Origin of the sequence: Oligoflexus sp., from assembly GCF_035712445.1 — a bacterium.
Classification (GTDB): Bacteria; Bdellovibrionota_B; Oligoflexia; order Oligoflexales; family Oligoflexaceae; genus Oligoflexus.
In genome coordinates, this window is the sequence record NZ_DASTAT010000126.1 from 81249 (window position 1) to 103062 (window position 21814).

Sequence of the window (21814 nt, forward strand, 5' to 3'; positions counted from 1 at the left end):
CGAAAGTCCGCAATCGTCGGGGCTTTTAGGCCTTTACCGACTCACGGCGTCGCCGGCAGCTCCTCGATCTCTGCGCCCATGGCCTGAAGCTTGGGCACAAGGTTATCGTATTTCCGGGTCAATTCGTGAATGTTGCTGAGGTGGGTGACGCCTTCCGCCACCAGACCGGCCACCACAAGGCACTTGCCCGCGCGGATATCGGTCGGCAGTTCGAAGTCGCGGGCCTGCAGGCGGGTCGGCCCCTGAATGATCGCGGAATGCACGAAGTTGTGATTCCGGAAACGGCAGGGCGATTCACCCAGGCACTTGCTCGTCACATGGATGTTGGCGCCCATGTTATTGAGGAAGGACGTATACCCGAGGCGCTCTTCGAATACGGTTTCATGCAGAATGGAAACCCCTTCCGCCTGCGTGAAGAGCACCATGAACGGCTGCTGCCAGTCGGTCATGAAACCGGGATGCACTTCCACTTCGATATGCACGCCCTTCAAAGGTTTTCCCATCGGGGCTTTCACATAAAGACCCTTGGAATTCACCGTGAACTCGGCACCCATGCGCTGGATGAAGTTCAAAAAGCTGTAAACAGGACCATGCGTGACGTTTTCAATCAGCACGTCCCCGCCGGTCGCCAAAGCCGCCACCGCGAAGGAGACGACCTGGTTGCGATCGAACATGCAGCGCAGTTCGCAGCCGTTCAGCTTCTTCACGCCTTCGATGATGAAGGTACGATTCGGCGTCTGGGTGATATCCGCGCCCATCTTCTGCAGCATCATGCAAAGCTCGAAGATCTCGGGCTCGATCGCGGCGTTCTCAATGATGGTCCGGCCGCGGGCCATGGAGGCTGCGATAATAAGGTTTTCCGTGGTCATGACCGAGGGAAAGGGCAGCTTGATATGCGCGCCGTGCAGACCTTTTTCATCGACGCTCAGGTGATACTGATTGCCGTTCTGCTCGACCTGCGCGCCCATCATGGCGAGGCCTTCGATGTGGAAATTCACAGGGCGGCGGCCGATCTTGTCACCGCCGAGCGCCCCATAGAAACTGACCTTGCCGAAGCGCTGCAGAAGCGGTCCGGCGCACAGGATCGAAATGCGGTTCTTCCGGCAAATTTCCTCGGAAATAGCCCAGCGATCCATGGTTTTCGCGCAGACTTCGATCACATCGGATTCATGCGTGATCACCTGACCGCCCAGGTAACGATAGAGCCCCTCGACGATCTTGCGTTCGTCGACATCCGGGGCGCCTTTGATCATCACGGGTTCGTCCGTCAGCATCGAGGCGATGATGCATTTGGTGACCTGATTGGAACTGCCGGCGATCGAGATGCGACCACCGGAAAGTTTTTTACCGCCAACGATCCTGAGGCGAGGTTGGGTCATTTCCATTGACTCCTTTATCTTTTAAAGCGGGACGTTCTTAGTCATCTTTGGGGTCGAGTTCGGCGTAATCAGCGATGGAAATCGGATCGTTGACCCAGTCCTCGTCCACGATCACTTCCAAACCGAGGTAGACCTTGTTTTGGAAATGAAGTTCGAGGTTCTGCCGGGCTTCCATGCCGATTTCCTTGATTTTCTGCCCGTTTTTGCCCAAAACGATACCGCGGTGCGCCTGGCGGCTGACCACGATATAGGCCTCGATCCGCACGATGGTCGGGGCAAATTCCATTGTATCAACCCGCACGGCCAATTGGTAAGGCAGCTCGGCCCCCAAATGCCGGAAAGCCTGCTCACGAATGAGTTCCGCGCACACGAATTTTTGTGGGCGATCGGTCAGGTCATCATCGGGGTAAAGCCAGGGACCTTCGGGTAGGCCTTCCACGATCGCGGCCACCAGTTCGGTCAGGCTTTCTTTGCGCTTGGCGCTGATCAGCCAGGGATGACGGTCATCGAGGTGCGCGGCGGCCTCGGGCGGCAGCTCTTCGCGTATCATGGCCATGATACCGAGCAGGCGTTCTTCGGCGAGGCGCAGTTCGACCTTTTTCAGCTTATCGCATTTATTGAGGCAAACGAGGACGCGGCCCTTGGATTCCTTGACCACGTTGCGCAGGAAATTGATGTCTTCGGCATTGCCGACGTCCTGGACATCGATCACATAAAGGATCATGTCCGCATCGGCGAGCACCGACCAGGCCTCGCGATTCATGAGCGAGTTCAAAGTCAGTTTCTTATGGCTGCGATGGATACCAGGCGTATCCAAAAACAACAGCTGAGCATTGTCTTCCATACGAATGCCCAGGATGCGATTCCGTGTCGTGTTGGGTTTGGCGCTGACGCCGACGATCTTCTGACCAACAAGGGTATTCAAGAGGGAACTTTTCCCGGCATTTGGTCTACCCATGATGGCACAATATCCACAGCGCTGTGTCATATAAAAACCTCAATCCTACCAATTTTACATATTCAAGGCGACCCACTGGGCTGGCAGCATGCCTTGCCGGGGGCTGATTGGCAAGGTAAATTCCTGCATTTTCCTTGAATTGGAATTGCCGGCCTAGGCCCGGTGCAGCAGGGTCTGCGGCATGACAACGACAAAGCGTGTATTGGGGTGCTTGACATCGACATCAAGACTGCCGCCATGGGCCGCCATAATTTTCCTTGAAATACTAATGCCGAGGCCCGTGCCCTTGCCAAAGGGTTTGGTGGTGAAGAAGGGCTGGCCGATTCGGGCCAGGATATCTGGCTTCAGGCCATCGCCGCTGTCTTCAACCGCCAGCTCCAGTTCAGAGCCCACCTGCCTTAAGGAAATCCGGATCCACCTTTCGGGCAGTTTTTCGACGGCGTCCCGCGCATTCTGGATTAAATTCAAAAGGACCTGGCCGATCTGAAGCGGCCTGCCGCGGGTATGGAAGGATCGGTCCGGTCGATCAAAGATCAGCTCTATCCCAAGCTGTTCAATGCTTTGACGACAGATAGCCAGCGTATCATCCACCACCTGCACAAGGTCGAGGCTTTCGAACGGCTCCCCCTCCCCTTCATAGGAAAGTCGCCTGAGACTCAGGATAATCTGCGACATGCGATCAATCGTCTCCGATATTTTCTGACCGGCATAATGAATGCGGTCGCGATCCCAGGTCTCACGCTTCAGAAGTTTGATCAGCTGCTCGCTGTAACCCTTGACTATGCCCAGGGGATTATTGATTTCATGGGCGATGCTTCCCGCCAATTCTCCGATAGCCGACAGCCGTGAACTTGCGACCAGCATGGTTTGCTGCTCTTCAATCAACTTCTGGCTGGTCCTGAGGTCGACGATCGTTCGCCGGAGTTTCGTCTCGCTTTTCTGACTGTTCAGATAGAAATAACCTGAAAACATGAAGACCGTCGCGAACACAAACGGCATGGTCGCGAGATGGATCATGCGCTGTTCAGCGGCCGTCAGGGGCAAGGGTTCCACAAGGTCCTGGCCGAGGAGCTCGACGAAAAAATAAAGCAGCACAGGCGCCAGACTGCAGAGGATAAAACTGAGGCGACGGCGGTAATCCAGCAGAATAAAAGGCACCGACGCGCAGGTCAGGAACACGTACTGAACGCCAGACCCACGCCCCAGGGCCAGGGCATAGAAAAGCGTGACGGCGTTGTAGTTGAAAATTGTATAGAGACGTCCGAACGTGAGCGACCCGCTCCAGCGGTTGATCAAAAAAATGCAGCCGAAATGCAGGGCCGAGAGCAGTGTCACGATTGCCAGTGCCGGCTGTCCAACCATCCAGAAGACCGGCGGGAAGGATACCAGAATCAGAACTGCGATGATGGCGGTATTCTGATTGGAAAAGCGAATACGACGCTGCTCGCGCTCGCTGATGGTCGTGCGCAGGCCCGATTCGGATATATAGCTCCATAGGCTAAGCAAAGGATTCGCTGACAAACTTTTCAAGACTCCCTAGAAGATGCCCCCCATTGTGCCCTAAAAAAATCCATCTGCCCATCTTCGGATCTTCCACGCATGACGTTTCTGTTCCCTTGGACGACGCAACAAATTTTCCTTGTCGCGGACAGACCCGCTGACTAGGATGCCACAGCCGGGATCGCCATTCTGCGCCCCTTTGCCCGACCTGTTAGGAGCTTATCATGACTGATCAACCGCATGTCTGGAATTACTTCCGCGCTGGTGGCGTGGTGCAGGTCGAGTTGAAAACCAAAGCCGATCTGCTGCAGTTAAGTCAACTCGATCAGAAACTTTGGATGGCGCTCTCCATGCCGACCCGAGGCGTGCATTGCGATACGAGGACTCTGGATCTTATCGACACTGACAAGGATGGACATATTCGTCCTCCAGAGCTGATTGAAGCCATTCAATGGCTCGATAAGATGCTGACTGATCCCGGAATTATTTTGACTGAAGGCGGGAGCGTGAGCCTGGCCGAAATCAAGGATCCCGCGCTCAAAGCCGGCGCCGAAAGGGCTCTTGTGCAGCTCGGCAAGCAGGGCGAAACCAGCATTCAGCTCGAAGAACTCGATCTGGCTGTCAGCAAACTGAGCGCCGAGATTTTCAACGGCGACGGCATCATCATTCCCGACGCGGGCCAGGAGCCGGCGGTCAAGGGGCTGATCGAACACATCATTCAGCACTATGCGTCCGTTCCGGACCGCAGCGGTCATCCTGGAATTGATAAAACCATCGTGGAAAATTTCTTCAAGGATCTCGACGCGCGCGCACAATGGTTCGCGGAACTTGAGCAGCAGCCGCAGCTCGTTCCCCTGGGAGCGGCAGGCACAGCCCTGGCCTTCCAAGCCACCGATGCGGTCAGCAATAAGATCGAGGATTTTTTCACGCGTTGCCATTGGGTGGCCTTTGATGCGCGAGCCAGCGCCGCAGCCAATCGCTCGGAAGCGGAATTCGCCGCCATTGCCAGTCAGCAGTTGAATCCCAATTCCGAAGAACTGGCTCAGCTGCCCCTGGCAAATGTGACGAGGGATCTCGCACTGCCGCTTGATGATCGCTTGAATCCGGCCTGGCATAAACCCATGCAGTATTTTGTCGAAACCGCGGTGCAGACCACGCTGGGAGTCCGCCCCGAGGTCCTGACCGAGGCCCAGTGGCGGCAGATTCAAAAAAGCCTGCAGCCCTATGCCGCCTGGCGCGGACGCGAGCCTCAGAGCAGGGTATCGCTTCTTGATATGCAGAAGATCAAAGAGATCCGGGCCAGCCGCTCACGCGAGGCTTTGGATGAACTTCTGGGTTTCGATCTTGCCATCGCCCCGGAATACAATAGCCTCAGTGATGTGCTGCGGCTTCTGCTCTATCGCCGCGACCTCGGCCTCGTTCTGCGCAACTTCGTGAACTTCTCGGATTTCTATCGCCGCAAAAAGTCCATTTTCCAGGCTGGAACTCTCTTCATAGATGGACGTGCCGCGGAACTCTGCATCGAGGTGAGCAACCCCACCAAGCACACAACGATGGCTGGTCTCTCAGGAGCCTACCTCGCCTACTGCGATCTTCTGCGTGCGGGTCAGCAGAATCGCGCGGTCGTCGCCCTTCTCACGGATGGTGACAGCGATAATATTTCCGTCGGACGCAATGGAGTCTTCTACGATCGTCTGGGACGGGACTGGGAAGCCACGATCACACGCATCGTCGCCAATCCCATCAGTTTGCGGGAAGCTTTCTGGACACCCTATAAAAAAGTCGCCCGCTTTTTTGAAGAGCAGATTGCCAAGCGGGCGGCGGCGGCCGATGCGGTGAACGTCACGCAGCTTTCGACCACGACGCAGGCCATGGCCAATGCCGACAAGGCCAAGGTCCCGGAAAATGCCTTGGGCAAAAAGATAGATGTTGGAACCGTCGCGGCTTTGGGCGTGGCCTTGGGCAGTATCAGCACCTTCTTCGGAGTTCTTTTCAGTCAATTTTTGAACCTGGGTATCCTGATGCCGTTTGGGATCCTGGCGCTGATTCTTTTGATCTCGGGCCCTTCGATGGTGATGGCCTGGCTCAAGCTCAAAAGCCGTAACCTTGGACCCATCCTGGATGCCAACGGCTGGGCGATCAACACTGTGGCTCGCATCAACGTGCCCTTCGCCGCGTCGATGACCTCGATTCGTGAGGTTCCGCTGCATGCCGGCATGCTCAAGCAGGATCCCTACGCGGAAAAGAAGCGTCCCTGGCGCTTCTATGGAACGCTGGCCCTGATCATCATCCTGGCCTTGGCCTGGGCCATGGGCCGCTGCGATCGTTACCTGCCTGAAAAAATTCGCTCCCAAAACGTCTTCGGCAGCGTGCCGAAACTGTAAGAATCCAAAGCATGCACCCCCTGGGTGCATTGCGTTTTTCGTAATCTTTCCCGGAAATAAGTTCGCGATTCCTTTGCGCAGTCCGATAGGTTTTCCTAACGTAAAGTTGGAAAACCATGCGCCTTGCACTCTGCACACTTTGGATTCTCCTTGGGCTTGTCGCCACCCGCGGGCTCGCATCCGAACCAATTTCCGTTTTGGATCCGACTGAGCTTTTAGGTCATAGGATCCTTTATCTGGAAGATCCCACAGGCCAGGAAACTTACGAATCCATTCAGGCGAAAACCTCTGAGGCCTGGCGCAGCTCGACCCAGAATACGCCGACCTTCGGCTTCACCCAATCACGATTCTGGCTGAAAATGCGGATCAGCAATCCAACGTCCCAGGCGGCGCTCCGCTATCTGGAGGCGGAGTATTCGCATTATGACGAGATCGACTTCTATGTGCGGGAAGGAGCGGACACCCGGATCTTTCAGATGGGTGACCTGAAAAAATTTTCCGAGCGCCTCATACCCTTTCGTAATTTTATCGTACCCGTGACCGTCCCCGCCCAGGGCGAAATCGAGGTGCTGATCAGCTGCCGTACATCCGGCCCCCTTTTCTTCCCCATCCAACTCTGGACGCCCGAGGGCATGATGGTGGCCAGGGCCCAGGCTGATCATTTCGCAGGTTATTACTATGGCCTTCTCCTGGCCATGCTCTCCTATAACTTCTTTCTCCTGATCACGACACGGCGCCGCTTCTATCTTTACTACTGCCTTTATATCGGCGGCTTTGTGATGTTCCAGGCCTCGCTGCATGGCTTCACTTTCCCGCTGCTCTGGCCGAATTCTCCGGGCTGGGCCAACCTCTGCGTGGCCTTTTTCCTGGGGCTTTCCCTTTTCTGGATGTGCGTCTTCACCCGTGATTTCCTGGAAACCAAAACCCAGCTGCCACGCGGGGATCGGGTGATCCTGGTGCTGATGATGATCTCGCTGACCGTCATGCTGCTGGCCCTTTTCGTCGGCTACGCCGTGGCTGTGCGGCTCGGTACGGTCGCGGCTCTCGTCTCCGGCCTTTATCTTCTGGGCTGCAGTATCTATCTTCTGAAGCGTTCCTATAAGCCGGCCTATTTCTATATGCTGGCCTTTTCCATGTTTCTTTTTGGAATAGTCGTCAACGCCCTGAAACAGCTTGGCGTTCTGCCCCAGACCTTCTTTTCCGAGTATGCGATTCAAATCGGTTCGGCTCTGGAGGTCATCCTTCTGAGCATGGCCCTGGGTCATAAGATTCGTCATGAGCAGCTGGCAGCAGGGCGGAAAATCCAGGGCCTGAACGAGTCGCTGGAAGAATCCCTGAATGAGGTGCAAAAGCTGAACGCGGAGCTGATTGAAAAGGAAAAGGCCCGCACGGCTTTCTTCCACAATACTTCGCACGAGCTCAGGACGCCGATCAACGGCATCCTTGGTTTCGTGCAGCTCATCATACAAAATCGCTTTGGTGAGATCAGCCAGGACGTGGGTCAGCAGCTGCGAAAAGTCCATGGCATAGGCCTCTCCCTTTTGCATCAGGTGAACACGATCCTGGAACTCGCCAAAAGCAAAAAGGGTCAGCAGGATATCAACTGGCAATATATAGACCTTGATAGCGTCTCCTCAGAAATCCGCTATCTGATGGAAGGTTTGAGCTTTAAATACCCCGCCACCAGCTGGAGCCTTGATACCTCGTGGTCACGCGACCATGCCAGGACTCCAAGCTATATAGCCGATCGGGAAAAGCTTCTGACCATCATGAGAAACCTCGTCGGCAATGCCTTCAAGTTCGAAAGACCCGGCGCGGGCAACGCTGTGGAGGTGTCCATGGATTTCACCGACGGGCAGAATCTGGTGCTGACCGTCCGTGACCAGGGGATCGGGCTTTCCGCCGAACAGATCCCCCGCATTTTTGAAGAATTCTATCAGGTGCAGGCCGATGCCCGTCGCCAGTATGAAGGCACAGGGCTTGGCATGGCGATTGTGAAAAAATTCGTCGAACAATGGGGTGGCGCAATCGACGTCGAATCCCAGCCTAACGTGGGCAGTGTATTCCGCGTGACCCTGCCGGCGGGCGCGGCGGCTTCCGTGAGCGCGCAGCGGGCTCCTGAATTGGCCTTCCCCGCTGCTGCACAGAATAGTCTCGCAGCCTCGCCTGCTCAAGCGGACTTTGCTTCCGCCGAAAGCCGCCAGGAACATATTCTGGTCATTGACGACAACGGGACCAACTGCGAGGTCTTCCAGCATATTCTGGAGCAGGATGGCTATCAGGTGAAGACCTGCCTGCGGGGCAGTTCGGCACTGGAGCTTTTGAACAAAGGCTATCGTCCCGATGTGATCCTGCTCGATCTTATGATGCCCGAGATGTCGGGCGAAGAAGTGCTGCGCTTTCTGCGCCAGGACATGAAGAAGGCCAGCATTCCTGTGATTCTGATTACAGCGCGCGCTTCGGATGATGATAAGATCTTCGGTTTGAACCTCGGTGCCGATGACTATCTGGCGAAGCCCATCGTTGCCGAAGAGCTGCTTCTGCGGGTGCGGAATATGATACAACGCACGCGACTGACCCAAGCGGCTCTGGAGCGGGAATTGATTGAAGCTTCGCTGGCTCAGCTGCAGGAAATGAGCATTAAGAACGAAGCGCAAGGTCGCGACCTGCGTGATATCTCCATCATTCATCACTACCAGAGCGCCGAGCTAACCGGCGGCGATTGGTTTGGTGTGTTCCAAAATGCCAAAAACGACCGCATGTACATCCTGCTTGGTGATGTGACCGGCCATGGCACGACATCGGCGCTGGCAACTCTGGTGATTTCCGGTGCCGTGCGTGGCATCATTGAGACATTGAGTCAGGATGGGGATCGTTATTCGCAGGATGGCGAACTCTGCTTTGTCGCGGACACCCTGAACAAAATGATGCTGCGTATTTCCAATACTCTGCAAAAATCCATGACGCTGGCGCTAGTCAGCCTGAATCGAGTCACTGGCCAGGCCAGTTACTTAAACGCGGGCCACAACCCGATTTACCTCGTTCGCGCCGACCATAGCGCTCAGGCCATACTGGCTCCAGGAACACCCTTAGGTATGAGCGCGGAGCCTGAATTCGGCACGAGGCAATTCCGCGTGGAAGAGAATGAGTTTCTCTTTCTCTTCACAGATGGTCTGATAGAAAATCAGGGCCCCAATGGTGAACAGTTTGCATCCCGGGAATTGAAGAAAGTTTTATCCAGGACCGAAACGCCCGGCGAAGTCAAAGACGTGATTCTGGATCGCGTGAAGATACTCTGGCAAAACAGGGCTCCCGAGGATGATGTCGCCTTCCTAATCATTAGCCGCGAAGGGCAGGCCGCTGCGCGCGAGGATGATGCGCTTGAACCAAGAGCCGTATGAAAATGGCTCCACTGTTTTAAAATGCTTCAAGGGTATTTTCCGAATCTTCCACCATTCTTCACCCAAAAGAAAAGTCGGTGCTGGATAGCACCGACCCCTATCTTGTCATGGAGTGTAAGTTTCCAGGCTTATGGCTTGGATTCCTCTTGCCCTTCCGCCTGCACTGTAGAAAGAAGGATGCCGCCTCGATACTTCAAATCACAACCGCGACGCTCACGAATACCGTAGAGCAGACGCTCCAGGGCGCTGTCCTGATCACTGAGCTCGGAAGCAAGGCCAGTCTCGCAGGACCGGGTGAAGACATCCCCGTACATGACCTTCCCATTGTTCCCTTCAAGAACGTTGGCTTTGATGATCAGTGACGTGTCTTCGGGCAGATTGCCGACGTTCCGGAAGGCCGCGATGACGACCGTGCGCTCCTCGGTTTCGAAGCGCTTGACACGAGCCTTGAGAGCCAGTTGCTCAGCCTGTCCCTTCAGGGCGATTTTGATTTTGGAGACGTTCTCCATGTCAACTTCCAAGGAACCCTCTTTGACCTGAAGGCTCTCATCCGCGCTCTTGTAAACGAGTTTGCCGGTCAAAGTTTCAGCCCAAGCGGAACCTGAAAGCAGCAGCGCAGAAGCAACAGCGACAGCAGAAAGGCATTTTGTTTGCGTCATCATTTTGGTTCTCCTTAATCATGAGATAAAGTTTTTCAAGACCCTTCGGTCTTGCGGCTCGTCCAAGCAAAATCCAAACCACGCGCGCTCCATTTTCTTGAACATGCTTCTTATGCGTTTAAAAAACCTCTCTTTCGTATGCATAGGGATAAGCTTGCAAGTGACAGACCTCCATGGTCTGCTATTCGCTTGGAGGCATGAAGAAAAAAGGCACAGGGCTCATGCACCATGCCTTTGAGATCAAGTTGATTGCAAGTTCGCCTCATAACGAATCAATCATCTGTGGAAAAGACTTTTACCTACTAACGGAAAACTCTGTGAGTGGAGCGTATTTCAATCGAATTGATCAGGTGCATCCATGATACACCTGATCAGGAGACTTATTGGGTTTCCTCAGTCTTTCCAAAGAAATCCAGGGACTCATTCGGACCTTGAAGCGACGACTGGCTGTCCGACGCGCGCCCGCTTTCATGCTCTCTTCCTTGCTCTGTAATTTTGCTTCCCCATCTACGCACTCACTTTCCTTCTTTCTACCTGATGAAATATGCCTTGAAAATTGGAGTGTTTGTCCTGAGATTTTTCCCCAGACACCAGCGAATATCAGACTCACACCAGAAACTTGATAACGATAACGCGCCACCAACTGGCCGTGGTGACCACCATAATAGCCGTGGCGGCCACCGTAGTAGTCCCAATAACCTCCGTAATGTCGGAACTCATCATTCGAATCATCTGTCGGGTCAACCGTTGCGTCTTGGTCTTCGTCGATGATCACGAGGTCTTCAGCCGCTACGGGAACAAGTGGATTGGCCGAAAACGCATGTTCGTTCTCCATCGCCGTTTACTAGCCAATGGCGATGAAGGGCGACGAGCCGAAGTATGAAAATGCTAAGCTGTAGAGGCCATAGCTCGGTGCAATCCTGAACTTCGGAATGAATGATTCTGACGTTGATGAGGTTCACTTTCGGGTGGCTGGCTTTTCCAAGAAGGTTATGCGTTGAATGGTCGTTCTTCACTCAGGGTGAGGGATATCAAAGAAAGGAGAGAAAATAAAGCCCATGAAAATACCGATGAGAGGGAAAAATTAATTTTTCCCGGCAGCATCCCATCCAAGACCTACGCGTGAGGCTAGCAAAACCGTTGCTGCTGCCGCCATGACAAGGCTTTGTCCACTGCACAAGGTCCAGAGCCGTGGAGCATAGCGCAACCGATGCGAATGCGTGGTCCATGATCAAAGGTTCGGCCAGGGTCATATGACCTTGTTCATCGTTCCTATAGCCCTGGGCAGCCAGTGGATAATTCTGCTCGGGTGGGCAATAGCGGGTATTCGTATCGTTCACCCGATACTTTTTCAATGACCATTCCCAGGAGATAGTAGTACACAGCTAACGATATTCCCGCTATCGGCTCCCTGTCCTTGAGAGAAGGCTCAAGGTAGCGCTCGGTCAGGGAATTGATAATCGCGGATTTTTCTTGCTGTGCTGATTGTTCATGCATGTCTGTGCAGGCCAGATGGAAATCAACAGTCAAAACCAACAGGGTCCCCCTTCGAATCCAACGCGACGCATTCATCCTTTCACTGCGTGCGCGCTTTCCGTGAAGATTTTTGCCTAAAAACAAGCTTCCGGAGCCAACCGCAAGCATGTGTTAGACTTCATCAGCAGACTCTAGCAGATGGGGAAAAGCGCGGCAATAAACTCTCCGATTTCCAAGGCGTTTGGCATCGGGTAAAAAATGGGCAAGACCTCCCGACTGTCCCAGGCCGTTTTTAACGTTGTTCCTTGTAAACCAAATTTACAAAGTTTTGTAAGGAGTCACACTATGAACCTGGAAGTCATCACTCAAAAATGCCACATTTCCAATCGTTTGCCCCGATCAGGGTCATGGGATGTCAACCGACGCTCGCTTCTGCTGGGTGCGGCTGCCAGCCCTCTTCTCTTTATCGCCGGCCGCAGCCGAGCCGAACAGCTGACCTTGAATGCGGATGATGTGAAGGATTATGCTCAGGAATCCATCTCAAACATCACAGCCAGCAACGTCGGCGCGATTCCTGAATACGACGTCAACGATGTCTATGGAAACGTTGCGGATGTCTTTAACGACCACACCAGCTATGATTCTGGCAGTGACCAAACCTATGCCGACGACCTATTATCTCATTACATCAATCAGGGCCGGCAAACCTATCGACCTTACGAGCAGCAGTTTGATCAAGCCTGGACAGGAGGCTTGAATCGGGAATACTACCGTCGTAAGTTTGCCCGGCGGGCCTTTCACCTTTCCGAGTGCTTTATCTGCGGAGGATTCATTCGCAGTCAATGCGCAGGCACCGACATCAGGCTCATCATCTTCGATCCAGGCTACGCGATCTTCGAGGGCTCGCGCTATCCTGTGGAAAACGGATTTATCATTATCGACGGTTCACGGGAACCGCTTACCTATAACACGGATAGTTACTACTGGTATTTCGGCGACAACCAACGCCTTTATTGGTGAACGGAGAGAGGGCTTCGCCCTCTCGGCCCTCTGTCCACCAGGTGTCGCAAGGCCGCAAACTTTCCGAGACGGATGAGACAGCGATACATGAATGTGCCCACACGGCCATGAAGCCCCACACAAGGATGGGATGCATTTCGAAAAAAGAAGAGGCGGATATCAAAACCTTTGACGCGTGTTTGGAATTCCAAAGGCCAGAAATTATCCCCGGAATAAAGATTCTTTCCGCAACGGCTCATTCTTGATTTTTGTTGATAGACCTGGGATTCTGCAGCCAAGTTGCAGCGAAGGGATCCACCTACTCTGGCATTAGGAGTTTCATGAACATGGCTTCCATATTCGGTCGAGAAGCTACCAGACTGAAGCATTTCCATCACGGCGGCATCGTTCAGACGCATACCACTTCCGACCTGGATGACTTTGTCTTCCTTGCCACGCAGATCTGCGGCGCTTCAGCGGCTATTCTTTCCTTTCTCGACGGAAATGGACAATGGTCCCATGCCTCCTATGGAATGACTATGGACAACCGGCGAAGGATGATCTCCTTGGGTGCGCCTGCTCTTTCCCAAACTGACGTTTTGGTCGTTGCCGATATGAGTCAGGACGCGAGGTTTCATATCCATCCCTGGGTGACCCGCCGGCCCTATATTCGATTTTACGCTGGCATTCGTCTGACGACCGCGGACAATCCATGCCTGGGTACGCTGAATGTTTTGGATGATGCTCCTCGTCATCTGAGTCAGGACCAGAATCAAGCCCTCCTCTGCCTATCCCGACAGATTGCAAACCGCCTTCAGCTCAGGACGGCGCCACAGGCCAGGCGAGGCACGATCGAGCCTACCGAGTCTGAAAAGCAGCTCTATGATGCCCTCCTGAAAGCGGAGAATAGAGCACGAACCATGGACCTGGCCTTGGAAGGTGCCTCGGTCGGAGTTTGGGACTGGGATCTGCGAACAGATCTTGTGAACTTCGACCATCGCTGGTGCGAAATGGTGGGACTGGACCATAAGCAGACCCGGATGGAACTCAAGACCTGGGAGCAGCTGGTTCATCCAGACGACCTCAAGCGGACGTATGAAGAGATCCACGCCTATATAAGAGGCGAAACAGCCTGGTACGAAAGCATTCATAGGCTGCAGCATGCAAACGGCACATGGGTCTATATTCTGGATCGCGGTCGAATTTCCGCCTGGGATCACGATGGCAAACCCATTCGATTTACCGGGACGCATCTGGATATCACGGCTCATGAAAGAAGGAAAATTGAATTGCAGGAAGCCAGGCGACGACTCGAAGAAGCGGAAGTCGCGGGACGTTTTGGAAGCTGGAGCCTGAATCTGAAAACGGGTGAATGCCATTGGTCACGGGGTCTGCATCTCATCCTTGACTTCGACGCCGAGGATGATGCTCCCACATTCGAAACATTCCTGTCCCGCCTCGCCCCCGGGGATCGCGAGAAGATGGCGGAAATCCACCGGCAGATGGTGACGGGCGCGATATCTGTCTTCGAAACGGACTATGGGGTGCTCATGAAGTCCGGGGAAATCCGCTATGTGAAAGCAAACGGGACGGTTCACTACGAGGTCGGGCAGGCGGTTTCTGCATCAGGAACTGTTCAGGACATCACCAGTCTTAAATTGATGGAGATGTCTTTGGTCCAAAGCCGTGAAGAAGCGATATCCGCGACCAAGACAAAATCCCGGTTCCTGGCTACCATGAGCCATGAGATCCGAACTCCTTTGAATGGTATTGTCGGCAACACGGTTCTGCTTATGGATACAAGCCTGACAGCTGAGCAGAGGGAGATGACCGAAGTCATCAAAAGCAGCAGTGAGGATCTCCTGAAGCTCATTGACGACATCCTTGATTTTTCCAAGATCGAAGCCGGCAAGCTGGATATCGAACTGCAAGCTTTTGACCTGAAAGGAGCCGTGATGGATGCGGTTAAAGTGATTTCAGGTCCCATAGCGGACAAGGGGCTCACGCTCGAACTTCACATGAACGAGACAACACCCGACATCATCATCAGTGACCAGTTCCGCTTACGGCAGATACTCCTGAACCTTCTGAGCAACGCCGTGAAATTCACAGAGGCCGGCACGATAAGAGTGGAGGTCAGCCCGGTTTTCGTCTCGGAATCACAGACGCAAATTATTGTTTCCGTTGCGGACACGGGCATTGGACTGACTGCCGAGCAGCAGCAGAAGCTATTCAAAGACTTCACGCAGGTCGATGGCTCCACGACCCGAAAACATGGAGGGACTGGACTCGGTCTTGCCATCTGCAAGCAGCTCTGCACCCTGCTTGGAGGAAGCATCGAAGTGCAGAGCGAGTTGGGGAAAGGCTCGACGTTTTCTTTTCGAATCGCGGCGGCTGTCGGCGATGGGCTGGCCCCTGTCCATACCCATGCTTTGCCATGGCGGGAGCCGCTCCCGCTATCCGGCTTGGAACCCATCCGCATCCTGGTTGCTGAGGATAACGAAGTCAATCAGGCGATCGCCCTTCAATTCCTTCGGAAGTTCAACCTCACCGCGGATATCGTGGATAACGGCCTGGCTGCCGTCGAAGCTGTGAAGCGCGATTTCCATGAACTTATCTTCATGGATGTTCACATGCCCGTAATGGACGGCTATGATGCGACGAAAAGAATAAGGGCCGAGTGCCCCCGTGATCGGCAACCTTACGTCGTGGCCCTGACCGCTGATGCCATGAAAGGCGACATGAATCTTTGCCTTGACTCGGGCATGAATGATTTCTTGAAGAAACCTCTGAACGTGAGCGACCTTTTCAACAGCATTTCCAAATTCCTGGCCCTGCGCAAGACGGAACTCCAGACCGACGGAACCTGACGACTAGGACTGATGATTCGTCACCGTAGGCGGAACGGTCTTACCCTTGGCCAGGAGTTCCTGGGCTTCTGGATGCTGCTGATAGAAATTCCGGGTCACCTTCGCAATCATCACCTTGACCGCATCGTCCACCTCACTCGGCGCCTGATCCGGAAGCACGGAAACCAAAGCCCTCATGAGTTTTTGCTGCAAGGGAGGATGCTTGGGTATCCAGGAATCCAGAAGCTGTCGATCGACGTGCGACGGCAAGGAACCCAGGATGCCGGTGTCGTTTTCATCATGCACCAGCAGCCCCGATGTGGTACCGCGATCCAGCGTCAGCACCTGCAGAAAATAGAGCGTGTGGTATTCCAGCTGTTGCCGGCGCGCCGCGTCGCTGATCGAATTCTGATTTTTTATGGCCGCGTCGATGATGGACCCATAGGTTTCAATCAGCCGCTCGCCAAAATTCTTGGCGAGAGCATAGTCGGCATCCGGGTTGCCGCTGTTATACTCTTCCAAATAAAAATGGGCGACCCCTCGATGCCGTCCGAGAGCCGGTATATGAAAATACTGTTCGCCTTGCTCCTGTCCACTTGGAAAGAGCGGACCCGATGCATTCTGGAGCATCTGCTTAAAAGTCGCCGTATCGGCCGCATTGGGAATGCTGGGATTCAGATCCCCCATGATACGCCAGTAGCCATGGCCGGATTTCATTTCGGTCCAGCTGATATGCATGTGCATCGACGGAGCATAGGGATTGCGCGGGTGAACGATGGTGGAGATCGCCGTGGCCGAGCCCAGCTTTTTCGTGGGATCGCTTTCATACTGAACCTGCGAGATATTCACCGAGGCGCGATTGAAAAGCGCCTCATCGGTCGCCATATAACGCAGGCCGCCCCCAAATTCACCCTGAGCGCGCAGCCATTCCACCGGACGAAAGCGCGTGCGTCCCGCGTGAGGAGGCAAGGCATCGAGCCTTTGAACGAGTTTATTTTGAAGATCCTGCACAAGGCCATAGGCTTTCTGAGCAGTTTTGGTGCTTGCGAGCTTGAGGGTCATAACCATCACCTATTGAATCAGTTCCACGATGCAGGCAGTTTAACGCAAAATCAAAGGTAAGGCGAGACGAGTCTTGCCAGTCCATCCCGCACTTTCACCGGCAGGGGCCGGGCGCTGAGCTCATCCAGGTTCAGTCGCCTGGCGCGGGCGAGGCGTTCTTCGATCAGCGCATCCAGCTTTTCCGTGAAATACGCATCATAGGCTTCACAGTTGAATTCAAAATTCAAACGGAGCGAACGCGGATCCCAGTTCGTGGATCCGATCAGGCTCCACTGTCCATCCACAGTCATGAGTTTTGCATGATCGAATGGTGGGGACGTGACCCAGACCCGGCAGCCAAAGCTCACGACCTGCCACAGCTGAGCCACCGACGCCCACTGCACGAGCCTGAGGTTGCTCTTTCCGGGGATGATGATATCGATTTCGATGCCGCGCGTCGCCGCCACACCCAGGGCTGTCGCCAAAGCCATATCGGGAAGGAAATAAGGTGTAACGATGCGCACGCGTTTTTTCGCCGATGAGATAGCCGCCTGCAGAGCCCAGGCGAGCGCATGACTCGTTTCATCAGGACCATCCGCAATTCCACGGCAGATGACATCACCGAACACACGCAAAGGCCGGAACCAGCGGTCTCCCTGCAGGCTTTCCCCCGTGCTGAAGAGCCAGTCTTCGGCGAAGACCTCCTGCAGCTGGCCGACCACGGGTCCGACCAGGCGAAAGTGAACGTCGGCCGTGGGCAAGGCGCTCGGCGCGGAAAGCACATGATTCAGGCGGATATTCATGCCGCCCGTGAAGCCGACCTCGCCATCCACGACGCAGATTTTTCTGTGCGTTCGCAGGTTGAAGACACTGATGTGATGAATGGGAATGAAGAGCGAGGCCGGCACGCCGCGTTTTTTCAGGACGCGATAAACCGAAGGGAAGTGATAGCGCACGCCCACCGCATCGATCAGAACCCGGACTGCAACCCCGCGTTGAACGGCCAAGGCCAGTTCATCGACGAACGCGCGTCCCAGGGCATCGTAGGAAAAAATATAAGACACGAGCGTGACGGAATGCTGCGCCTGCCGAATCGCCTCCAGCATGGCGGGAAACGCTTCTTCGCCGTTTTCCAGAATCTCGATCTGATTGCCGCCCAGAAGCGGCCGGTTCACGACGCAGCTGATCGCGGTCGCAATCTGTCTGAGGGCCTCCCCTTCCGGCTGGAATTTCTTCTCGATCTGTTCGACTGGTGTTGTGAAAGCGGAGAGGCTCAGGCGGAATTTTTCGCGCGTGGCCCGCAGTGCCATCGCTTTTCGCCGCACGCGATTGATGCCGAACAGGAAGTAGAGAACAGCCCCGACCCCGGGGGACAGGATGATCAAACCAGCCCAGCCCAGGGCCGACCGCACATCGCGCTTCCAAAGGACGGCATGGATCGCCGCCCAAAGGGAAAGTGCCGAGGTCACCACTGTGAAGACGTAGGGCCAGTAATTCAAGATCCATTCGAACACCTGATCTTCCAAAGGACCCCCTCAGGTTTTATCCACGCGCGTCAGATTCAGATCACGCCGCATCAGAGTTTCGAGCACAACATAGGTATAGGTGGACTGGATATCAGGGATTCGCTGAATTTTTTCGGTCAGGATGTGATACAGCTCCGAAGTCTGTCTCACGACCAGCTTCACGATCAGTGAAAATTCCCCAGTGGTGAAGTAACTCTCCAGCACTTCAGGAATCGCCGCCAAACGCTTTTGGACCGCCTCCATCTTCGAGGCTTCCTTCAAGGAAATACCAATGAAGGCAAAAAGGGAATAACCCAATTTATCAATATGGATCTCGGCCCGCGCATCTCCGAGCACGCCGAGCTGCGTCAACCGTTTGATGCGATTGTGGACAGTACCCGTGGAAATACTCAGACGCTCGGCAATATCCTGGTAAGGGGTCTTTACATCATGCTGCAAAGCCATGAGGATCTGTCGATCGGTGGCATCAAGTTCATCACGCAAAGTCACAAAGAACTCCTTTGTGAAGGTTTTTGTATTGTGAAGCAGCCAGGAGGCAGGCGGCAAGGGCAAAATCGCGCCTGAAAGCCGGGTTCACATCATAATAGGATTCAATTTACCGCATATTTTTTATAGTTTCATTCATTTTTATAGCCATGGGTTGAAGTCATTTTCAAAATATAAGCCTCTAACTTGATTGGATTTGCAGAAAGAGACCACATTTCTTACACCTGTAGGACGCCCGATGCCCAGCGATGCGGGTCACACTCAGGAACTGCAGCAAGGAATAACGTGTATGTGTGGAATTTTCGCCTTTTTCGGCCATAGTCGCTCGCCTCAGGAACTGGAAACTGCTTTCGCCACCCTGCAGCATCGCGGGCCCGACAAATCCAGCGTGGAGAATATCCGCCCCGGGGTCTGGTTTGGCTTTCACCGCCTCGCCATCATGGACCTGTCCGAGGCCGGCCAGCAGCCCTTCCACCATCCAGAGAACAAGGATGCGCTGATTTGTAATGGCGAGATCTATAATGCGGACGATCTGAGGGCCCGTCTGGAAGGCTCTTTCCCCTTCCATTCGCATTCCGACTGTGAGGTCCTTCTGCCTTTGATTCGCGCCGATGGTTTCGCGAAGGCCATGAGGGAGCTTGATGCCGAGTTTGCCCTTGTTTATTACGACAGCGACCGGCAGACGCTTTGGGCGGCGCGGGATCCGATTGGAATTCGGCCTTTGTTCTACGGCACGACCGAGGTTCCTGGTGAAATCGCGTTTGCCTCGGAAGTCAAGGCGCTTCATGGCATCTGCACGGACGTGAAGCCTGTGCCTCCTGGGCATTACTTTGATGGTTACACCTTCCGGCCTTATCGCTCGATGACTGATCAGGCGCCCCGCTTCCATGCGAAGCGTGAGGATGCTCTGCCGATGATTCGGGAAACGCTCACGGAAGCGGTGCGGAAGCGGCTGCATTCCGATCGGGAGCTTGGCTGTCTTTTGAGTGGCGGTTTGGATTCCTCGTTGGTGGCTGCACTCGCTACAAAACTTGCAGGGCATAGGATTCAGACCTTTGCGGTGGGCTGTACGGTCGGTCCGATTGATATGAAATATGCGGCCGAGGTTGCAAGGCATATAGATTCAGATCATCACGAGATTTATTTTGAGCTGGATGAAGCCGTCGCGATCCTGGAGGAGGTGATTCGTCAGCTGGAGACCTGGGATATCACCACCGTGCGGGCGGCGATCGGGATGTATATCGTGTGCCGTGCGATTCGGAAGCAGTCTTCCGTGAAAGTGCTTCTGACGGGTGAAGTCAGTGATGAGCTCTTCGGTTATAAATACACCGACTTCGCACCGGATGCCGCTGCGTTCCAGGCCGAGGCTCAGAAGCGCATTCAAGAGATTCATTACTATGATGTATTGCGCGCGGATCGCAGTATCAGTTCGCATGGACTCGAAGCCCGTGTGCCTTTCGGTGATCTGGCCTTTGTGGATACTGTGATGTCGATTGATCCGGAAATGAAATTGAATAAAACCGGCGTGGGCAAGTCCCTTCTGCGCGAAGCCTTCGCCGGCACCGGCCTGCTTCCCGACAGCATACTGTATCGGGAAAAAGCCGCTTTCTCGGATGCCGTCGGTCACAGCATGGTCGATACTCTGAAGGACTTCGCCGATAAAGTCATCAGCTCCGCTGAGCTGACTCTTGCCGCCCGCGAGTTCCCCCTTCATACCCCCTTCACAAAAGAAGCGCTCCTCTACCGCCGCATCTTTGAAAAACATTATCCAGGCCGCGCCGACCTTATCCCCGCTTACTGGATGCCGAATGCATCCTGGGAAGGCTGCGCGGTGAATGATCCGAGTGCACGCGTTCTGAAAAACTACGGAAAAAGTGGAGAATGATACTCAAAGGCGGGGCGGCTTCCAAAGCCGTCCCGTCCGTCGTTCAGCGGAACTCGCCCTTGCGGCCGTAATAGATGACTGGCTGTAGTTAACGCGCCCTGGCAAAGGTCCAATAGGAATTCAAAAAGTAATTCACAGCCGTGGCCGGAATAATTCCAATCACCTGAAATAGATGCGGGCTGCCTTCAGGATAAAGATGGGAAAGCAGAACGAAGGTTCCAAAGCTGATCGCAAGAGCGACCAGCGAGACAAGATTGAACTGCAGACCCTTGATCGCCGTGCGCCGCTGGTTCTGCCGCTGGGCGAAGGTCCATTTATGATTCAGGCTGAAATTCCAGATGATGGACGTTTCGATGGCCAAAGGTGAGGCAATGTATTTGGACAGTCCCAGGGCGTGAAGCGCCGAGAACACACCCAGGTTCACGACCACACCGGACAGCCCCACAACCGCGAACTTGGCAAAGGTTTCCATTCCACGCAGGCGGATGGCCCAGGCGTTCAGGATGAATTCCACGATGTCTTTGAACCCAAGCTTGGACTCACCCTCGACGCGATCGGTGAACTTCACGGGGATTTCCTTGATCACTGCTCCGCTTACGTAGGCGGCATGCAAAAGGGAAACCTGAAAGCCATAGCCCTGCGTGCGGATCGTGGAGAGATCCACATCCTGCAAAACCTTGGCACGAATGCAGCGAAAACCGGCCGTGCAATCACGAACAGGATAGATCCCGGCGACGTAACGCGCGACGATATTGCCAAACTTGGAATTCATCTTCCGATAGAAACTCCACTCCGAAGGAATGGAGCCACCCGGAACATAGCGGCTGCCGATCACAAAATCCGCGCCCTGTTCCAAAGCGGAAAGAAGCCGCGGCACATCCCACGGATCATGCGAAAAATCCGAATCCATCTCAAAGACAGCATCAGCGCCGAGGCGCAGGGCCTCTTCCATCCCGCGAATGTAAGCCTTGCCAAGTCCCTGCTTCTGACCCGTTATCATATGAAGATGCGGACGCGTGGCCTGACAGGCCCGCACCACGTCCTGCGTGCCGTCGGGAGAATTGTCATCGACGACGAGAATATTCATGTCGTGTTTCAGGGTCGCGAAGACCTGATCGAGGCTGGCAATCATTCTGCCGATATTGGCTTTCTCATTATAAGTAGGCAGAACGATAAAGACTTTCATCAGCATCTCAAGGTGGAACGAGCGAAATTAACCAGGTTCGGGATGTACCACAGTTCAGGCCGCAGGGTAAAGGCGACTCTTTCTC

General features: G+C 54.4%; 15 protein-coding genes. 5 read left to right on the top strand and 10 right to left on the bottom strand.

Annotated features, from left to right (window positions below; genetic code table 11):
• Positions 1-41: 41 nt before the first annotated feature.
• From murA to VFO10_RS26625, 3 genes are all read right to left on the bottom strand, one after another.
• The gene (gene murA / locus VFO10_RS26615) at positions 42-1379 is read right to left on the bottom strand and encodes a UDP-N-acetylglucosamine 1-carboxyvinyltransferase (RefSeq protein ID WP_325145050.1); all 1338 of its coding nucleotides are present in this window, start codon (positions 1377-1379) and stop codon (positions 42-44) included.
• 37 nt (positions 1380-1416) lie between these two features.
• The gene (gene era / locus VFO10_RS26620; RefSeq protein ID WP_325145051.1) at positions 1417-2367 is read right to left on the bottom strand and encodes a GTPase Era; all 951 of its coding nucleotides are present in this window, start codon (positions 2365-2367) and stop codon (positions 1417-1419) included.
• Positions 2368-2490: 123 nt separating this feature from the next.
• Positions 2491-3867, bottom strand: coding sequence for a sensor histidine kinase (locus tag VFO10_RS26625; protein WP_325145052.1), 1377 nt, complete (start codon positions 3865-3867; stop codon positions 2491-2493).
• 194 nt (positions 3868-4061) lie between these two features.
• Here VFO10_RS26625 and VFO10_RS26630 point away from each other — a divergent pair, with 194 nt between their 5' ends.
• Both VFO10_RS26630 and VFO10_RS26635 read left to right on the top strand, forming a co-directional pair.
• Positions 4062-6221 carry a hypothetical protein gene (locus VFO10_RS26630; RefSeq protein ID WP_325145053.1) on the top strand — a complete coding sequence of 720 codons (2160 nt, stop codon included), beginning with the start codon at positions 4062-4064 and terminating at the stop codon, positions 6219-6221.
• A gap of 116 nt (positions 6222-6337) precedes the next feature.
• Positions 6338-9622, top strand: coding sequence for a 7TM diverse intracellular signaling domain-containing protein (locus tag VFO10_RS26635; protein ID WP_325145054.1), 3285 nt, complete (start codon positions 6338-6340; stop codon positions 9620-9622).
• 128 nt (positions 9623-9750) lie between these two features.
• Here the strand turns inward: VFO10_RS26635 and VFO10_RS26640 are convergent, their stop codons facing one another.
• From VFO10_RS26640 to VFO10_RS26650, 3 genes are all read right to left on the bottom strand, one after another.
• Positions 9751-10284: a hypothetical protein gene (locus VFO10_RS26640; protein WP_325145055.1), complete on the bottom strand. Its 534-nt coding sequence runs from the start codon at positions 10282-10284 to the stop codon at positions 9751-9753.
• Positions 10285-10627: 343 nt separating this feature from the next.
• Positions 10628-11116 (bottom strand): hypothetical protein, encoded by a 489-nt coding sequence (locus tag VFO10_RS26645; protein WP_325145056.1) that lies wholly within the window; start codon positions 11114-11116, stop codon positions 10628-10630.
• A gap of 437 nt (positions 11117-11553) precedes the next feature.
• Complete coding sequence (locus VFO10_RS26650; protein WP_325145057.1) at positions 11554-11925, bottom strand: hypothetical protein; 372 nt, start codon at positions 11923-11925, stop codon at positions 11554-11556.
• A gap of 177 nt (positions 11926-12102) precedes the next feature.
• Here VFO10_RS26650 and VFO10_RS26655 point away from each other — a divergent pair, with 177 nt between their 5' ends.
• Both VFO10_RS26655 and VFO10_RS26660 read left to right on the top strand, forming a co-directional pair.
• Positions 12103-12777 carry a hypothetical protein gene (locus VFO10_RS26655; RefSeq protein WP_325145058.1) on the top strand — a complete coding sequence of 225 codons (675 nt, stop codon included), beginning with the start codon at positions 12103-12105 and terminating at the stop codon, positions 12775-12777.
• Positions 12778-13103: 326 nt separating this feature from the next.
• Positions 13104-15626 carry an ATP-binding protein gene (locus VFO10_RS26660; protein ID WP_325145059.1) on the top strand — a complete coding sequence of 841 codons (2523 nt, stop codon included), beginning with the start codon at positions 13104-13106 and terminating at the stop codon, positions 15624-15626.
• 3 nt (positions 15627-15629) lie between these two features.
• Here VFO10_RS26660 and VFO10_RS26665 read toward each other — a convergent pair whose 3' ends face one another.
• From VFO10_RS26665 to VFO10_RS26675, 3 genes are read right to left on the bottom strand one after another with little or no spacing between them, the layout of a single operon-like run.
• Positions 15630-16667, bottom strand: a complete 1038-nt coding sequence (locus tag VFO10_RS26665) for a coproporphyrinogen III oxidase (RefSeq protein WP_325145060.1) — start codon at positions 16665-16667, stop codon at positions 15630-15632.
• 50 nt (positions 16668-16717) lie between these two features.
• On the bottom strand, positions 16718-18160 hold the full coding sequence (locus VFO10_RS26670) for a phospholipase D-like domain-containing protein (RefSeq protein WP_325145061.1): 1443 nt from the start codon (positions 18158-18160) through the stop codon (positions 16718-16720).
• A 21-nt stretch (positions 18161-18181) separates the two neighbouring features.
• Positions 18182-18661 (bottom strand): Lrp/AsnC family transcriptional regulator, encoded by a 480-nt coding sequence (locus VFO10_RS26675; RefSeq protein WP_325145062.1) that lies wholly within the window; start codon positions 18659-18661, stop codon positions 18182-18184.
• A gap of 286 nt (positions 18662-18947) precedes the next feature.
• Between VFO10_RS26675 and asnB the strand changes: the two genes are divergently transcribed.
• On the top strand, positions 18948-20543 hold the full coding sequence (asnB, locus tag VFO10_RS26680; protein WP_325145063.1) for an asparagine synthase B: 1596 nt from the start codon (positions 18948-18950) through the stop codon (positions 20541-20543).
• A gap of 88 nt (positions 20544-20631) precedes the next feature.
• On the opposite strand, the gene VFO10_RS26685 is transcribed toward asnB, so the two are convergent.
• Positions 20632-21729: a glycosyltransferase family 2 protein gene (locus tag VFO10_RS26685; RefSeq protein WP_325145064.1), complete on the bottom strand. Its 1098-nt coding sequence runs from the start codon at positions 21727-21729 to the stop codon at positions 20632-20634.
• Positions 21730-21814 lie beyond the last annotated feature (85 nt).

Coding starts and splice junctions, on each gene's coding strand:
- VFO10_RS26685 (WP_325145064.1), bottom strand. CDS start 21,729: ATGAAAGTCTTTATCGTTCTGCCTACTTATAATGAGAAAGCCAATATC.
- VFO10_RS26640 (WP_325145055.1), bottom strand. CDS start 10,284: ATGATGACGCAAACAAAATGCCTTTCTGCTGTCGCTGTTGCTTCTGCG.
- VFO10_RS26635 (WP_325145054.1), top strand. CDS start 6,338: ATGCGCCTTGCACTCTGCACACTTTGGATTCTCCTTGGGCTTGTCGCC.
- murA (WP_325145050.1), bottom strand. CDS start 1,379: ATGACCCAACCTCGCCTCAGGATCGTTGGCGGTAAAAAACTTTCCGGT.
- VFO10_RS26665 (WP_325145060.1), bottom strand. CDS start 16,667: ATGACCCTCAAGCTCGCAAGCACCAAAACTGCTCAGAAAGCCTATGGC.
- era (WP_325145051.1), bottom strand. CDS start 2,367: ATGACACAGCGCTGTGGATATTGTGCCATCATGGGTAGACCAAATGCC.
- asnB (WP_325145063.1), top strand. CDS start 18,948: ATGTGTGGAATTTTCGCCTTTTTCGGCCATAGTCGCTCGCCTCAGGAA.
- VFO10_RS26660 (WP_325145059.1), top strand. CDS start 13,104: ATGGCTTCCATATTCGGTCGAGAAGCTACCAGACTGAAGCATTTCCAT.
- VFO10_RS26655 (WP_325145058.1), top strand. CDS start 12,103: ATGAACCTGGAAGTCATCACTCAAAAATGCCACATTTCCAATCGTTTG.
- VFO10_RS26630 (WP_325145053.1), top strand. CDS start 4,062: ATGACTGATCAACCGCATGTCTGGAATTACTTCCGCGCTGGTGGCGTG.
- VFO10_RS26650 (WP_325145057.1), bottom strand. CDS start 11,925: ATGCTTGCGGTTGGCTCCGGAAGCTTGTTTTTAGGCAAAAATCTTCAC.
- VFO10_RS26645 (WP_325145056.1), bottom strand. CDS start 11,116: ATGGAGAACGAACATGCGTTTTCGGCCAATCCACTTGTTCCCGTAGCG.